Consider the following 14,995-nt stretch of genomic DNA (forward strand, 5'->3'; position numbering starts at 1 on the left):
GCCCCTTGCGAGGGCCACCCTTTTCCCGAAAGAATTTCGTTCCCGAAGGAAACCAATCTTAGCGCGAGTAGAACTCGACGACCAGGTTGGGTTCCATCTTCACCGGGTAGGGCACTTCGTCGAGCGAGGGAACGCGGACGAAAGTGACCTTGTCGCCTTCGGAGGAGACATAGTCAGGAACTTCGCGCTCGGGCAGAGCCTGAGCTTCGATGACCAGAGCCATTTCCTTGGCCTTGTCACCGAGCGAAATCACGTCACCCACGCGGATGCGACGCGAAGCGATGTTGCACTTCACGCCATTGACGCGGATGTGGCCGTGCGAAACGATCTGGCGGGCAGCAAAGATGGTCGGCGCGAACTTGGCGCGGTACACCACCATGTCCAGGCGCTGCTCGAGCAGGCCGATCAGGTTCTGACCGGTGTCGCCCTTCATGCGGCTGGCTTCCTGGTAGGTTGCCTTGAACTGCTTCTCGGTGACGTCGCCGTAGTAGCCCTTGAGCTTCTGCTTGGCGCGCAGCTGCAGACCGTAGTCCGACAGCTTGCCCTTGCGACGCTGGCCGTGCTGGCCCGGACCGTAAGAGCGGCGGTTAACCGAGCTCTTGGGACGGCCCCAGATGTTCTCGCCCATGCGGCGATCGAGTTTGTACTTAGCGCTCTTACGCTTCGACATAACGCTTTCTTTCCATTCTGCTGTCGCCCGTGCCACCGTGGCAAGGCGATCCATGAGGTCCCGGAGGCGCACCATCCGGCCGTAATGTGCCGGATGCGGCCGCCGCTTCACCGGGGTGCGGGGCCGAAGGAGACACCTGCCGTCAAACGGCGGGCGTCCTGTGAAGCGCTGGCCCATACGCGAGAGGGGCGCAAAGTCAAGCCCGAAGCGTTTGTGCACTGGCTTCGGGCCTGATCTTCAAGCGAGCGGTCAGGCCGGAACGGCGGGGGCGCCGATGGCCTCGATGTCGAACGGCGTGGTCTGGTAGATCTCGTTGATCCAGTTGCCGAACAGCAGGTGCGCCGCGCCGCGCCAGGCGTTTTCGGGGGCGCGGGTGGGATCGTCCTCGGGGAAATAACCGAGCGGGAGCTGGACCGCGCCGTCGCGGCGGTATTCGTCGCCCAGCGTGTTGGTGTCGTACTCGAGGTGGTTGAACATGTGCAGCGCGCGGTGCTGCGGATCGTCCACCAGGCACGCGCCGCTCGCATCGCTGCGCGCCAGCACGTCGAGCGCGGGAACGCGCGCGATGTCTTCTTCGGCGACTTCGCTCCAGCGCGAGACCGGGACCGGGAAGCGATCGGCGAAGCCGCGCAGGTACGGCGAGGTCTGATCGCGCGAGGTGTGCGCGAAGACGCCGAAGGCCTTGGCCTCGAGCGGGCGCTTGTCGACCTTGTGGAAGTGGTAGAGCGCAGCCTGCGCGGCCCAGCAGATGGTCAGCGTGCGGTGCACGTTGGTCTGCGTCCAGTCGAAGATTCGCTGCATCTCGTCCCAGTAGGCGACATCCTCGTAGGCCATGCGTTCGAGCGGCGCGCCGGTGATGATGAAGCCGTCGAAGCGATGCGCGCGCACCGCTTCCCAGGGCCGGTAGAACGCGGCCATGTGGTCGTGCGAGGCGTTGCGTGCGACATGGTCGCTGATGCGCACCAGCGAAAGTTCGATCTGCAGCGGCGTTGCGCCCAGCAGCCGCGCGAGCTGCGTCTCGGCGCTGATCTTGTCGGGCATGAGGTTGAGCAGCCCGATCTGCAGCGGGCGAATGTCCTGACGCCCCGCGTCGGCCTCGCTCATCACCACCACGCCTTCGCTCTCGAGCGTCTGGCGGGCGGGCAGGTCATCGGGAATCTTGATCGGCATTGTAACGTCGTACTCCTGAGGGAGGCGACGCGTATCCGTGGCTTGTCCGCTTGATTGCCGGGCCGGCCACATCCTCCCGCAAGGGAGTGCCACCTTGCCCGGAGCGGCAGGTTGGCGTTGGGCGTCGTCCCAACTCTTGATGCTGAGCGCGCTCATACACCTATTGCGCGAGAAATCAAAACGGCGTTTTCACATGGGGAAGGGGATTTGCGGAAGGGACGGGGAAGAAGGCTTTTATCGAAGGGGTCCCCCCCTTGCCCCCAAACCGCCCACGCCGCCTACGCGGCGTGGAAAAACTCAAACTTCCGGTTTTGCCCCATGGCAGACGAAGAAGGAAGGGGTTGAAGCAGGGGGCCATCGCCTCCTGCACCCCCGAAACCTGGCGGCGGTGCGCTTCACCGCAACGCTGCGCTCGGGTTCGTCGGGAGACCTTTTAGAGCCAGCGGCGCCAATCGTGCCGGACGGATGGGGCGTGCCCAAACATCGACATTTCGAGGGTCCGGGGGATCATCCCCCGGAAAATCTTGTCTGTTCTTTTACACTCCCGCCCGGCGGCTTCCCACCCTATCCTGCCGTTCCGATCCCCCCGAATTTGTCCGCCCAGGCTAGGCTTTCGTAAACCGCACCGCGATGCGCGCCACTTCGGCGAGAACCGCCGTCGCCGCCGGGTCGATCAGCGGGCGGCGGACGGCCGGTTCGAAATAGGCGGTGACGAGGAGCGGGGCCTTGCCCACAGGCGCGCCGAAAGCGAGGTCGATATAGGTCGTGGCGCCCGTTCCGGTCTTGTCACCGCTCACCCAGTCCTTGGGAAAGCCCGCGCGCAGGCGATCGGTGCCGGTTTCGACCGCGGTCATCCAGGCGGTGAGCGTGCGGCGACTGGCAGAGGACAGCGCCGTGCCCAGCAGCAGCGTGCGCAGCGTCTGGCCCATCGCGGCAGGGCTCGTCGTGTCGAGTTCGGTTCCGGGCGGGGTGCGGTTGAGTTCGGGTTCGAAACGGTCGAGCCGGCTCACCGTGTCGCCGATCGCGCGCCAGAAGCGGGTCAGCGCTTGCGGTCCGCCGCTGGCGTGAAGAAGGAGGTTGGCGGCGGTGTTGTCGCTGGTGACCACCGCCGCGCGCGCGAGGTTGAAGAGCGTCATGCCTTGCGCGACATGCTGGCTGGTCACCGGGCTGTAATCGAGCAGGTCGGCCTTGGTCCAGCGCAGCCGGTGCGACAGGTCGAGCGTGCCGGCGTCGCCACGCGCCAACAGCATCGCGCCGAGCGAGAGCTTGAACGAACTGCATTGGGTAAAGCGCTCGTTTGCGCGCCAGCCGAAGCTGTGGCCGCTGGCGGTGTCGAGGACGAAGGCGCCAAGCCGCCCCTTGGCGCGCCCTTCGAGCGCGGCGAGCGCCGCAGAGGGATCGCGCTGGGACGTTGCAAGAAGCGGGGGCGCCACGCTGCCAGCAAGCCCGCCCAATCCGATCATCACGACGTTTCGCCTGGCGTATAGCACCCTCGTCTTGCCCCTTTGCGGTTGTCCCGAGCCGAGGGTCTAGCAGGTGATGCGCCAAAAGCCCTGCGCGCACGGCGCAGGGCGTGCACGGCCTGGCGCAGCGCTCAGCTGTCGCGCGGGCGGCGTTCCTTTTCGAGCGTGGAGAGCACGCCGCGCAGGGTGCGCACTTCGAGGTGGTTCCACGCGGGCTTGGTGAGGAGGTTGCGCAAGGTCAGCCGGTTGGCTTCGGCACGGGTCTCGGGCCAGAAGTAGTTCTTGGCCTCAAGCAGACGCTCGAAGTGCGCGATCAGCCCTTCGAGCTGGTCCTGCGGCGCCGGGGGCAGCGCCTCTTCCTGCGTGGGCTGGACGAGCGTGGCGCCCTTGGACCATTCGTAGGCGCACAGGATCACCGCCTGGGCGAGGTTGAGCGAACCGAACTCGGGGTTGATCGGCACCGTCAGGATCGTGCGGCACAGCGCCACGTCCTCGGTTTCCAGACCCGAACGCTCGGGGCCGAACACGAAGGCCGAGCGGCCTTGTTCGGCGTGGATTTCGCGCGAGGCTTCCTCGGGGGTGACGACGCGCTTGGTCACGCCGCGCTTGCGCACGGTGGTGGCGTAAACGTTGGCGCAGTCCGCCACCGCATCGGCGAGGCTCTCGAAAACTTCGGCCTGTTCAAGGATGAAGTCGGCACCGGCAGCCGCGGGGCCGGCGGAGGGATTGGGCCAGCCGTCGCGCGGGGTGACGAGGCGCATCTCGACGAGCCCGAAGTTGAGCATCGCGCGCGCGGCCTTGCCGATGTTCTCGCCCAATTGCGGGCGCACGAGGACGATGACGGGTTTTTGGGTTTCGGGCACGGGGTCGGTCAGTCCTTGTTGCGGTCGCCCACCGCGACGTCGCGCACGGTTCCAGCGAATTCCTCGAAGTCGCGCGCCTCGTCGAAGGCGCGGTAGACCGAGGCGAAGCGGATGTAGGCCACCGAATCGAGCTGGCGCAGCCCTTCCATCACCATCTCGCCGATCGCGCGCGAGGGCACTTCGGACTCGCCCATGGTCTCGATCTGGCGCTGCACGCCCGAGACGAGTTGGTCGATCCGCTCGCGATCGATGCGGCGCTTGCGGCAGGCGAGCGCGACCGATTTCTCGATCTTGGCGCGGTCGAACGGTTCGCGCCGCTCCTCGCCTTCCTCACCCGACTTGATGACGGTGATCTCGCGCAGCTGGACGCGCTCGAACGTGGTGAAGCGCGCGCCGCAGCTCGAACACTGGCGCCGGCGGCGGATCGCGGAGCCGTCCTCGGCGGGACGGCTGTCCTTCACCTGGGAATCGTCATGGGCGCAAAAAGGGCAGCGCATTCGCTCGTGTCATTTCCAAATAAGTGCGGGCAGGCGCGGCCTCAGTCGGGCCGCACCCGCTTGTAGAACTTGTATCCGGCTCCCGCAGCAAGCCCCATGCCGATCGAGACGAACGGCAGGGCGGCCCCGGCCACCGCCCCCAGCGCCGCCCACACGAGCACCGGTTTGGTCGAGGGATGGTCGAGACCATCGGCGAGCATTCCGGAAAGCTCCTGGCGGGCGTCGAAGACGAAATCGCCAGTGTCGTGGGGGCGCTTGGGGTCGGTCATGGTCTTAGTCCTCGTAGATCGGGAAACGGTCACACAAGGCTTCAACGCGCGCGCGGACATTCTGCTCCACTTGCGCGTCACCGGCTTCGCCGCACTTGGCCAGGCCATCGAGAACGTCGGCGACCATGTTGCCGATCTCGCGGAATTCCTCGGGGCCGAAACCACGGGTGGTGCCCGCCGGGGTGCCCACGCGGATGCCGCTGGTCTTCATCGGCGGCAGCGGATCGAACGGAATGCCGTTCTTGTTGCAGGTGATGCCCGCCCGCTCGAGCGCCTCGTCGGCGTCCTTGCCGGTCACGCCCAGCGGCGACAGATCGATCAGCGCGACGTGGGTATCGGTCCCGCCCGAAACGATCGCCGCGCCGCGCGCCTTGAGCGTGTCGGCCAGCACCTTGGCGTTTTCGATCACCTTGGCGGCGTAGTCCTTGAACTCGGGACGCAGCGCTTCACCAAAGGCCACGGCTTTGGCGGCAATGACGTGCATCAGCGGGCCGCCCTGGAGACCGGGAAAGACCGCCGAGTTGATCTTCTTGGCGAGCTTCTCGTCGTTGGTGAGGATCATGCCGCCACGCGGCCCACGCAGCGTCTTGTGGGTGGTGGTGGTGGCGATGTGCGCGTGGGGGAAGGGCGAGGGGTGCAGGCCCGCGGCCACGAGCCCGGCGAAGTGCGCCATGTCAACCTGGAACAGCGCGCCCACGTTGTCGGCGATCTCGCGCATGCGCTGGAAGTCGATCACGCGCGGATAGGCCGAACCGCCCGCGATGATGAGCTTGGGCTGGTGTTCGGTGGCGAGCTTCTGGACCTCGTCGTAGTCGATGAGGTGGGTGTCCTTGGTCACGCCGTACTGGACCGCGTTGAACCACTTGCCCGACAGCGCGGCGCGCGCGCCGTGGGTGAGGTGGCCACCGGCGTCCAGGCTCATGCCCAGGATGGTCTCACCGGGCTTGACCGTGGCGAGCAGCACCGCGCCGTTGGCCTGCGCGCCCGAGTGGGGCTGGACGTTGGCGAAGTCGCAGCCGAACAGCTGCTTGGCGCGCTCGATGGCGAGCGTCTCGACTTCGTCGGAAGGCTCGCAGCCCTGGTAATAGCGCTTGCCGGGATAGCCTTCGGCGTACTTGTTGGTGAGCACCGAGCCCTGCGCTTCGAGCACCGCCTTGGAAACGATGTTTTCCGAGGCGATGAGCTCGATCTGCTTGCGCTCGCGCTTCATTTCCTTGCCGATCGCGGCCGCGACGGCGGGATCGCTTGTGGCCACGCTGTCGGTGAAGAAGCCGGGAGAACGGATTGCGGTTTCGACGGTCATGTGCGGGGGCCTCTTCGTGTCAGGCGGGAGGGTTGGAGAGCTTGTCGACGCGGCCGGCGTGGCGGCCACCGCCGAATTCGGTCGAAAGAAAGGCATCGAGGCAGGCCTTGGCCATGTCGATCCCGGTCAGGCGGGCGCCCATCGCGATGCAGTTGGCATCGTTGTGCTCACGCGCGAGAGCGGCCGAGAGCGGCTCGGAAACGAGCGCGCAGCGCAGCGCCGGATTGCGATTGACCGCGATCGAGATGCCAATACCCGAACCGCACAGCGCCACGCCGAACTGGGCGGTGCCATCGGCCACGACCGAAGCGAGCAGATAGCCGTAATCGGGGTAATCGACGCGATCGGCGGTTTCCGGACCAAGGTCGGCAACCTCATGGCCGAGTTCCATCAGGTATTCGCGCAAGCTCGCCTTGAGGTCGACGGCGGCGTGATCGGAAGCAATGGCAATGCGCATGTTTGCAGGGCCTGTCGTTGCTGGAGTGGATTCGATTCGCCCCCCTTAGTCTTCTGCGGCCAAAGAGGCCACACCCGAGCCGCTTTTCACGGACAAATGGGGGTTTTCGGGGCGGTTGACAGGAGCGGTCGGCAAGCGGAAACCTCGGCGTGATCGGTCGGGGGCCTGCGGGGGAAATGACGATGCGAAGCTGGTTACCGTTCTGGATTTTCGCGATAGTGGCGGCGGGCTTCGCGGTGCTGGGAACCACCCCTCCGCTCTCGCGCGCCGAATACGCTGCGGCCGACGGCTTCTCGGCGCGCCACGCGATGCGCGACATCGCGGTGATCGCCAGGGCGCCGCACCCCAGCGGCTCGGTCGAAATCGCGCGCGTGCGCGCCGCGCTGGTCGCGCGCCTCGCGCATGCGGGGCTGGCCGTGCGCCTACAGGAAGGCGTCTTTCCGCCGCAGGCACGCGCGGTGCTCGAGGAGCGCAGCGGGCGCAAGGCGGGGCGTGTTGCGCTCGTCAACGTGATTGCGCGCCTGCCGGGGCGCGATCCAACGCTTCCAGCGCTGCTTCTCATGGCGCATTACGACAGTGTCGAAGGTTCGCCCGGTGCGGCGGACGACGGTGCGGGCGTGGCGACGATCCTGGGCGTGGTCGATACGCTGAGCCGGATGCAGGGTCGTCGTCGCGACGTCTATGTCGTGTTCACCGATGGCGAGGAGGCGGGGCTGGTCGGGGCAAGGCTGTTCTTTGCCAGAGCGCCCGAGCGCGAACGGATCGGGGCGATCATCAATCTCGAGACGCGCGGCGGGGGCGGCAAGGCCAACCTGTTCCAGACCTCGCCCGACAACGGGGAGGTCGCTGCGCTCTGGGCGCGTTCGGTGGCGCATCCGGCAGGCTCGTCGCTGGCGACCTACATCTATTCGCTGCTGCCCAATGATACCGATCTGACCGTCGGCCTGCCGCTGGGCGTTCCGGCGTGGAACTTTGCCTTCATCGGGCGGCCCGGTCTCTACCATTCGCCACTGGCAACGCCGGAAAACCTCGACCGCGGCGCGTTGCAGCAGATGGGCAACCAGACGCTGGGGCTCGCGCGGGCGCTGGTCATGACCCCTGCGCTTCCCCGGCCGAGCCCCGATCGGGTGTTCTTCGATGCCTTTGGCCTTTTCGTCGTGTCCTACGCGCCGGTGTGGGGCTGGGCGATGCTCGGGCTCGCCGCCTTCGGGCTGATCCTTGGCGCCGGGCGCGAATTCGACGGCCGCGCAGTGGTGGCGGGAGCAGGGCGCATGCTGGCGTTTCTCCTTGCCTGCGTGGTGCTGCTGAGCGGGCTCGATTGGCTTTCGCACTGTGGCCAGGCGCTCAATTACTACGATCGCCTGGCGGCGACACCCCGGCTTCAGGTGATGGCGCTGCTCACCGGCCTTGCGGTCATCATCGCCCTGCTCGGGCGGCGCCCCGCGTCCCCCTCGGGGGTGGCCGGATTCGCCCTGCCGCCCTTCGTGCTGGCGCTCATCGTGCAGGTCCTGGCGCCGGTTGCCGCTTATGTGCTGGTTATCCCGATGCTGGGCCTGGGGCTGGTCATGGCCACACGGCGCTTCGTTCCAGCGAAGCTGGCCGATCCAGTGGCCGCCGTGATTGGGGCGCTGGCCAGCGGCTACACGCTGGCCATTGGCTACTCCATCTTCCAGGCCGTGGGAGCCGGGCTGGCGGTGGTCGCCGCGCTGCCGGCAATGATCGTGGCGGTGTTTGTCGCGGCGCTGCGCCCGACCGGAAAGCGCCCCGAGACCGGCCCCCGGCTCATTGCGGCCGCGCTGTTGCTCGGTGCATTGGCTCTCGCACTGTGGGTGCGGTTCGATCCGCTCGCGCCCAGCGTGCCGCCTTATTCGGGCGTGCGTCCGGCGATCGGGGGCAAGTAAGGACGCGGCTGCCCGTTTATTGGGTCAGCCCTCCTTCGCCACTTCGGGATGCGCCTTGATGTAGGCGTTGATCTTGAGTTGGAGGTCCTGCCCCATCGATTTGCCCAGCGCCAGGACGTCCTTCATGTAGGCGGTGTTCGCCGCGGCGACTTCGGGGTCCGACATCACGTCGAGCGCGTGCTGGAGGTAGGCCGCCCCGCTTGGTGAGCGAGCGAAGGCAAGCGTATCGGTGAGCTGCGCGCGCGTGAACTGGCGCGCGTAAGCGTGCGAGATCGCCTCGATCTGCTTGGGGATGAAAGCGGCGACGGCCGGGCGCAGCGCTTCGGGGATTGAGGCAAAGTAGCTCTCGAACAGGGCGCGCAGGCCCGGATCGCTGACCTTGTCCAGATCGACCGACTGGGTGAACTGGCTGGTCATGGTGGTGAGCAGTTCGTGCATCTTGGCTTCGCGCTGGGCGGGCGGAAAGGCGATGGTGAGGATCTGCCGTGCCAGCGCGAGGTTTTGCGGATCGAGTGCCGTCTCGGGCGCTGGCGCGCCAGAAGGCTCGGGTTCGGTCGCCGTCTGGGCCAGGACACCCGGCGCACCAAGGGGGAGGGTAAGGGCGAGCGTGGCCGCAGCGAGCCAGGTCTTGGAACGGATCATGGAGCGAAAGTCCTTCAGGATCATGGCTTTGTTACCATGCACGTGCGATTAGTCCGATCATCCCTTGCGGACAAATGGAAACGCCCGCAACCACGGTTGCGGGCGTCTTTTCCCTGTTCGAAGGAGCGTCCTTGCGGTTCGCTTCCCCCGCATTCGTTACTGGTCGAGGAACGAGCGCATCTTGCGCGAACGGCTCGGGTGCTTGAGCTTGCGCAGCGCCTTCGCTTCGATCTGGCGGATACGTTCGCGGGTGACCGAGAACTGCTGGCCCACTTCCTCGAGCGTGTGGTCGGTGTTCATGCCGATGCCAAAGCGCATGCGCAGCACGCGTTCTTCGCGCGGGGTGAGCGAGGCGAGGACGCGGGTGACCGTTTCCTTGAGGTTCGCCTGGATCGCCGCGTCGACCGGAATGATCGCGTTCTTGTCCTCGATGAAGTCGCCCAGGTGCGAATCTTCCTCGTCGCCGATCGGCGTTTCGAGGCTGATCGGCTCCTTGGCGATCTTCATGACCTTGCGCACCTTCTCGAGCGGCATCGAGAGGCGTTCGGCCATTTCCTCGGGCGTGGGCTCGCGGCCCTGCTCGTGGAGGAACTGGCGGCTCGTGCGCACGAGCTTGTTGATCGTCTCGATCATGTGCACCGGGATGCGGATCGTGCGCGCCTGATCGGCGATCGAGCGGGTGATCGCCTGACGGATCCACCAGGTCGCGTACGTCGAGAACTTGTAGCCGCGGCGGTACTCGAACTTGTCGACCGCCTTCATTAGCCCGATGTTGCCTTCCTGGATCAGGTCGAGGAACTGCAGGCCGCGGTTGGTGTACTTCTTGGCGATCGAGATCACCAGACGCAGGTTCGCCTCGACCATTTCCTTCTTGGCGATGCGCGCTTCGCGCTCACCCTTCTGGACCATGTTGACGATGCGGCGGAACTCGGGAAGCGCCATGCCGGTGGCTGCGGCGATGTCCGAGACTTCCTGACGGATGCGTTCGACGGCATCGGCTTCNACCCTTCTGGACCATGTTGACGATGCGGCGGAACTCGGGAAGCGCCATGCCGGTGGCTGCGGCGATGTCCGAGACTTCCTGACGGATGCGTTCGACGGCATCGGCTTCTTCCGAAGCGAAGGCCGCCCACTTCTTGTCCTTGCGTGCGACTTCGCCCAGCCAGGTGTCGTCGAGCTCGCGCCCGACATAGCTGCCGAGGAAATCGACGCGCTTGACCTTGTGGCGTTCGGCGAGGCGCAGCATCTGGCCACCCAGCGTGGTGAGGCGGCGGTTGAAGGTGTAGAGGTTGTCGACCAGGTATTCGATCTTGGTGGCGTGGAACTGCACCGATTCCACCTGCGCGGTGAGATCTTCGCGCAGCTGGTTGTACTTGTCTTCCTTGGCCGCCGGAAAATCGATGCCGAGCGCGAGCGCCTCGAGGCGCTCCGACTGGAGCTTCTCGAAAGTCTGGAACAGTTCGGTGATGGTGGCGAACTTCTCGAGCGCCTCGGGCTTGAGCGCGGCCTCCATCTGCGCGAGGCTGAGAGTGTTGTCCTCCTCGTCGTCCTCTTCCTTGCGGCGGCCTTCGCCTTCCTCGCCGTCCTCGCCTTCCTCGGAGTTGTCTTCCTCGTCCTCGTCTTCCTTGTACGAGGGACCGGCGGTGGCTTCGGAAATTTCGCCGTCGTCGTCGCTCTCGCCGTCTTCGTTGAGGCTTTCAGGCGCGGGTTCCTTGGACAGCATGGCGTCGAGATCGAGGATCTCGCGCAGCTGCATTTCCTCGTTGTTGAGCGCCTCGGACCACTGGATGATGGCGTGGAAGGTGATCGGGCTCTCGCACAGGCCCAGGATCATCATGTCCCGGCCGGCCTCGATGCGCTTGGCGATGGCGATTTCGCCTTCGCGGCTGAGCAGTTCGACCGCGCCCATTTCGCGCAAGTACATGCGCACGGGGTCATCGGTCCGCTCGACCGTTTCCTTCTTCTTGGTCTCGACGGCGGGGCGAGGCGAGGAATCGTCGTTCGAATCGACGTCGTCGACATCGTCCTCCTCATCGTCCGACTGCGCGTCCTCGTCGTTTTCGACGATGTTGACGCCCATTTCGTTGAGCGCGGAGGTGATGTCCTCGATCTGATCCGAAGACATGTCCTGGGGCAGAGCCTCGTTCAGCTCGTCATATGTGATGACGCCGCGACGCTTGGCACGTGCGATCAGCTTCTTGATCGAGGCCTCGTTGAGGTCGATCAGCGGCGCGTCGTTTCCATCGTTATCGCCGCCGTTGGTCTCGTTCTTGCTCATTCTTCCGCCGTTATCCCGTGCTGACCGTCGCCCCTGAGCGTACAATTATACAATTACGACGAAGATGCATGTCTTGTCGCCATTTGCCTGAGGCGTTGGTCAAATTCCAGCTTTCTCTTGAGCAAGCGCTGCTGTTCGGCAAAAGACTCCTCCGAAAGCTCACTTTCGAACCGGCTCGTCGCTTCTGCCAATGCCGCCTCCAGTACCGGACGCTCAATCAAGAGATCGATAGCCTGAGCCAATTCCTCGGCCGCCTTGTGCGCGTCTGCGTCCGGGGCAAGAAAGCCGAAGCGTAGCCCCGAGTAGTCGGCGGTCCCTGGAACTTCCAGGCCATTTGACGTCAATATGGTGGAGATTGCGCCACTTTCAAGCGGGGGCAACGCGTGGCAGCAATCGATTAGGGCCTCGAAGCGCGAATCGAGTCCCGGCGTGCGGGCGAGCGCTTCGGCGTGGCGGGGAAGCAGGTCGGGCCAGCGCATCAGTCCGGCGATAACGGCGGCCGCCAGCGCATCGCGCGAGCCGCCTTCCATCGCCCGGCGCAGCTTCTCGATCGATTCGGGAAGCGAGGGTTCGGGCGCGTTGCGACCCTGCCAGCGGCCCTGGTTCGCCCGGCGCGGCCCGCCGCCGCCCATCCCGGTACCCATGCCGGGGGCGCGTCTTGGCGAATCACCTTGCCCCTGCCAGCGATTTTCGCGACGCGGGAAGGCGAATTCGCCATAGCGGTCCATCAGCTCGCGTTTGTAGAGCCCGGCAATATCGGGATCGGCGATCGTCTCGACGTGCTGCATCAGCCGGGCTTTGAGCCCGGCCTTGTCTTCGGGCGTGGCGAGCGGCTGCGCGTCGCGCTCGACCTCCCACAGCACGTCGATCAGCGGGCGCGCCTCGCCCAGCAACTGCTGGATCGCGGCCGGACCCTTGGCCTTGATGAGATCGTCAGGATCGAGCCCTTCGGGCAGGCGTACGATGCGCAGCGAATGCGCCGGGCGCAGCAGGGGCAGGGCACGGGTGATCGCGCGCATCGCCGCGCGCTGGCCCGCTGCGTCGCCATCGAAGCACAGCACCGGGGTTTCGACATGGCGCCAGAGCAGTTCGATCTGGTGTTCGGTCAGCGCGGTACCGAGCGGGGCGACCGCTTCGGCAATGCCTGCGGCGGCGAGCGCGATGACATCCATGTAGCCTTCGACCACCACCATGCGCCCGGAATTGCGCGCGGCGGGCGCGGCGCGGTGCAGGTTGTAGAGCGTGCGCCCCTTGTCGAACAGTGGGGTGTCGGGGGAGTTGAGGTACTTGGGGGCCTTGGTCTTTTCCTTGGTGAGGATGCGCCCGCCAAAGGCAATGACCCGGCCGCGCGTGTCGCAGATCGGCAGCATGAGGCGGCCGCGAAAACGGTCGTAGGGGTCGCGTTCCTCGACCTCGATCCTCAGGCCCGCCTCGATCAGCATGGGTTCGGGGAAACGGGTGAGGGCGCCTTTCAACGCCTGGCGATCCTCGGGCGCGTAGCCGAAGCCGAAACGTTCGATGGTGTGCGCGTCGAACCCGCGCGTGGCGAGGTAGCGGCGCGCCGGTTCGCCCTCGGGCGCGGAGAGGTTCTGGCGGAACCAGTCCTGCGCGGCCTGTGTCACGTCATGGAGCGTGTCGCGCTTCTGCGCGGCCTTGGCGGCGCGCGGATCGGGCTGGGGGACGTCCATCCCGGCCTCGCCCGCCAGTTCCTTGACCGCGTCCATGAACGGCAGGCCCTGGTGTTCGGTCATCCAGCGGATTGCATCGCCGTGCGCGCCGCAGCCGAAGCAGTGGTAGAAGCCCTTTTCGTCGTTGACGTAGAAGCTGGGCGATTTCTCGTCGTGGAACGGGCAGCAGGCCTTGAACTCGCGCCCGGCCTTCTGGAGGCGCACCGAACGGCCGACCAGCGCGGAAAGCGTGGTGCGCGAACGAAGCTGGTCGAGCCATTGCGGGGTGAGCACGGGTCAGGTCTGCTGCCGAAGGTTCACGGGAGTTGGGCGTTCAGGCGCGCGCTCAGGCGAGCGCGGCCTTCACCCAGCCCGACGCCTTGCCCATGTCGAGCTGGCTGCCGTGGCGCTCCTTGAGCAGGCCCATGACCTTGCCCATGTCCTTCATGCCCGAAGCCGAAGTCTCGGCCTTGATCGCCTCGATCGCGGCCATGGTCTCGGCCTCGTTCATCTGGGCGGGGAGGAAATCCTCGATCACCACCACTTCGGCGGCTTCCTCGGCTGCGCGTTCGGGACGGCCGCCTTCCTCGAACAGCTTGATCGATTCGCGGCGCTGCTTGACCATCTTCTGGAGCACCTCGATGACCATCGCGTCGTCATCTGCAGGCTGTTCGCCGGTGCGCAGCTCGATGTCGCGGTCCTTGATCTTGGCGAGGATCAGGCGGACGGTGGCAAGGCGCGGCTTGTCGCCGGCCTTCATGGCTGCGATCTGGGCGGCCTTGATCGAATCACGAAGCATTGTTTTCCTGTCGCTAACGTTGTGGTGAAGGGGGGAATGGGCCATAACTAGCAAGGTGCGGGCAAATTTGCACCCTACTGCCTTGACGTGATGCACAACCCTCTCTAGCGGGAGCGCCTTAGCACACATGTCCCAAACACCTTCAACGGAGCGACCCATAATGGCCGACGCCGCATATACGCCTGCGCCCAAACCGGAAGGGGCTACCGGCGTTCTCGTCCTCAGCACTGGCCAGGTCCTGTGGGGCCGAGGTTTCGGCGCTGTGGGCGATGCTGTCGGCGAAGTCTGCTTCAACACCTCGATGACCGGCTACCAGGAAGTGATGACCGATCCATCCTACTCGGGCCAGATCGTCACCTTCACCTTTCCCCACATCGGCAACGTGGGCGTGAACGAGGAAGACCTGGAATCGAAGGTCGACGGCGCGGTCGGCTGCGTCGTGCGCGAAGACGTGACGCTTTCGTCGAACTTCCGCTCGTCGGAGGAATTCGGGGACTGGCTCGCCGAAAAGGGCAAGATCGGCCTGTCCGGGATCGATACCCGCGCGCTGACCCGCATGATCCGCAAGGCGGGCGCGCCCAACGCGGTGATCGCGCACGATCCCGAAGGCGACCTCGATGTCGCCGCGCTTCTCAAGAAGGCCCAGGAATGGCCGGGCCTCGAAGGCATGGACCTTGCCAAGCTCGTCACCCGCACCGCGGACGAGGAATGGGCCGGTTCGGTCTGGGCGCTGGGGCAGGGCTACGGCGCTGGTGAGGGCGATGCCCGGCCCCACGTCGTGGCGATCGATTACGGCGCCAAGGACAACATCTTCCGCAATCTGGTCAAGGCCGGTGCGCGCGTGACGGTGGTCCCCGCCGAGACGAGCCTTGAGAAGATCCTCGAATTGAAGCCCGCGGGCGTGTTCCTCTCGAACGGGCCGGGCGATCCGGCGGCGACCGGCGTTTACGCGGTGCCCGTCATCAAGGCGCTGCTCGAGGCCGACATGCCGATCTTCGGCATCTGCCTTGGCCACC

The 14,995-nt window shown here is 65.8% G+C and carries 14 protein-coding genes, 1 pseudogene and 1 riboswitch; of the genes and pseudogenes, 2 read left to right on the plus strand and 13 right to left on the minus strand.

Annotated elements, in window-relative coordinates; all coding sequences use genetic code 11:
- Positions 1–58: 58 nt before the first annotated feature.
- From rpsD to rpiB, 8 genes are all read right to left on the minus strand, one after another.
- Entirely contained in the window at positions 59–670 is a 612-nt protein-coding gene (gene rpsD, locus MTR62_RS03265) for a 30S ribosomal protein S4 (RefSeq protein WP_244016894.1), read from the minus strand.
- 249 nt (positions 671–919) lie between these two features.
- Positions 920–1,840 carry a homoserine O-succinyltransferase gene (locus MTR62_RS03270; protein WP_244016896.1) on the minus strand — a complete coding sequence of 307 codons (921 nt, stop codon included), beginning with the start codon at positions 1,838–1,840 and terminating at the stop codon, positions 920–922.
- Between the two features lie 40 nt (positions 1,841–1,880).
- Positions 1,881–1,988: riboswitch (SAM-I-IV-variant riboswitch) on the minus strand.
- A gap of 457 nt (positions 1,989–2,445) precedes the next feature.
- The gene (gene bla, locus MTR62_RS03275; RefSeq protein WP_244016929.1) at positions 2,446–3,303 is read right to left on the minus strand and encodes a class A beta-lactamase; all 858 of its coding nucleotides are present in this window, start codon (positions 3,301–3,303) and stop codon (positions 2,446–2,448) included.
- Positions 3,304–3,434: 131 nt separating this feature from the next.
- Positions 3,435–4,166 carry an RNA methyltransferase gene (locus tag MTR62_RS03280; RefSeq protein WP_244016898.1) on the minus strand — a complete coding sequence of 244 codons (732 nt, stop codon included), beginning with the start codon at positions 4,164–4,166 and terminating at the stop codon, positions 3,435–3,437.
- Between the two features lie 8 nt (positions 4,167–4,174).
- Entirely contained in the window at positions 4,175–4,663 is a 489-nt protein-coding gene (nrdR, locus tag MTR62_RS03285; protein ID WP_244016900.1) for a transcriptional regulator NrdR, read from the minus strand.
- Between the two features lie 41 nt (positions 4,664–4,704).
- Entirely contained in the window at positions 4,705–4,932 is a 228-nt protein-coding gene (locus MTR62_RS03290; RefSeq protein ID WP_244016902.1) for a hypothetical protein, read from the minus strand.
- 4 nt (positions 4,933–4,936) lie between these two features.
- A complete protein-coding gene (gene glyA / locus MTR62_RS03295; RefSeq protein ID WP_268739636.1) occupies positions 4,937–6,235 on the minus strand; it encodes a serine hydroxymethyltransferase in 1,299 nt (432 codons plus the stop codon).
- 19 nt (positions 6,236–6,254) lie between these two features.
- The gene (gene rpiB / locus MTR62_RS03300) at positions 6,255–6,692 is read right to left on the minus strand and encodes a ribose 5-phosphate isomerase B (RefSeq protein WP_244016905.1); all 438 of its coding nucleotides are present in this window, start codon (positions 6,690–6,692) and stop codon (positions 6,255–6,257) included.
- A gap of 182 nt (positions 6,693–6,874) precedes the next feature.
- On the opposite strand from rpiB, the gene MTR62_RS03305 reads away from it, so the two are divergent.
- Positions 6,875–8,593 (plus strand): M20/M25/M40 family metallo-hydrolase, encoded by a 1,719-nt coding sequence (locus MTR62_RS03305; RefSeq protein WP_244016907.1) that lies wholly within the window; start codon positions 6,875–6,877, stop codon positions 8,591–8,593.
- A 24-nt stretch (positions 8,594–8,617) separates the two neighbouring features.
- Here MTR62_RS03305 and MTR62_RS03310 read toward each other — a convergent pair whose 3' ends face one another.
- From MTR62_RS03310 to MTR62_RS03330, 5 genes and pseudogenes are all read right to left on the minus strand, one after another.
- Positions 8,618–9,235 (minus strand): DUF2059 domain-containing protein, encoded by a 618-nt coding sequence (locus MTR62_RS03310; protein ID WP_244016909.1) that lies wholly within the window; start codon positions 9,233–9,235, stop codon positions 8,618–8,620.
- Positions 9,236–9,391: 156 nt separating this feature from the next.
- On the minus strand, positions 9,392–10,339 hold the full coding sequence (gene rpoD, locus MTR62_RS03315; protein ID WP_244016911.1) for an RNA polymerase sigma factor RpoD: 948 nt from the start codon (positions 10,337–10,339) through the stop codon (positions 9,392–9,394).
- A pseudogene (locus tag MTR62_RS03320) lies at positions 10,251–11,513 on the minus strand (RNA polymerase sigma factor region1.1 domain-containing protein); the annotation flags it as partial. The pseudogene MTR62_RS03320 and the gene rpoD, both read right to left, overlap by 89 nt.
- A gap of 53 nt (positions 11,514–11,566) precedes the next feature.
- Complete coding sequence (dnaG, locus tag MTR62_RS03325) at positions 11,567–13,474, minus strand: DNA primase (RefSeq protein ID WP_244016913.1); 1,908 nt, start codon at positions 13,472–13,474, stop codon at positions 11,567–11,569.
- A gap of 52 nt (positions 13,475–13,526) precedes the next feature.
- Positions 13,527–13,979 (minus strand): GatB/YqeY domain-containing protein, encoded by a 453-nt coding sequence (locus tag MTR62_RS03330; RefSeq protein ID WP_244016915.1) that lies wholly within the window; start codon positions 13,977–13,979, stop codon positions 13,527–13,529.
- A 160-nt stretch (positions 13,980–14,139) separates the two neighbouring features.
- On the opposite strand from MTR62_RS03330, the gene MTR62_RS03335 reads away from it, so the two are divergent.
- A partial coding sequence (locus MTR62_RS03335) for a carbamoyl phosphate synthase small subunit (RefSeq protein WP_244016917.1) occupies positions 14,140–14,995 on the plus strand: 856 nt, incomplete at its 3' end.

This window comes from Novosphingobium organovorum (assembly GCF_022832435.1).
Classification (GTDB): Bacteria; Pseudomonadota; Alphaproteobacteria; order Sphingomonadales; family Sphingomonadaceae; genus Novosphingobium; species Novosphingobium organovorum.

Coding starts and splice junctions, on each gene's coding strand:
- rpsD (WP_244016894.1), bottom strand. CDS start 670: ATGTCGAAGCGTAAGAGCGCTAAGTACAAACTCGATCGCCGCATGGGC.
- MTR62_RS03270 (WP_244016896.1), bottom strand. CDS start 1,840: ATGCCGATCAAGATTCCCGATGACCTGCCCGCCCGCCAGACGCTCGAG.
- bla (WP_244016929.1), bottom strand. CDS start 3,303: ATGATCGGATTGGGCGGGCTTGCTGGCAGCGTGGCGCCCCCGCTTCTT.
- nrdR (WP_244016900.1), bottom strand. CDS start 4,663: ATGCGCTGCCCTTTTTGCGCCCATGACGATTCCCAGGTGAAGGACAGC.
- MTR62_RS03290 (WP_244016902.1), bottom strand. CDS start 4,932: ATGACCGACCCCAAGCGCCCCCACGACACTGGCGATTTCGTCTTCGAC.
- glyA (WP_268739636.1), bottom strand. CDS start 6,235: ATGACCGTCGAAACCGCAATCCGTTCTCCCGGCTTCTTCACCGACAGC.
- rpiB (WP_244016905.1), bottom strand. CDS start 6,692: ATGCGCATTGCCATTGCTTCCGATCACGCCGCCGTCGACCTCAAGGCG.
- MTR62_RS03305 (WP_244016907.1), top strand. CDS start 6,875: ATGCGAAGCTGGTTACCGTTCTGGATTTTCGCGATAGTGGCGGCGGGC.
- MTR62_RS03310 (WP_244016909.1), bottom strand. CDS start 9,235: ATGATCCGTTCCAAGACCTGGCTCGCTGCGGCCACGCTCGCCCTTACC.
- MTR62_RS03330 (WP_244016915.1), bottom strand. CDS start 13,979: ATGCTTCGTGATTCGATCAAGGCCGCCCAGATCGCAGCCATGAAGGCC.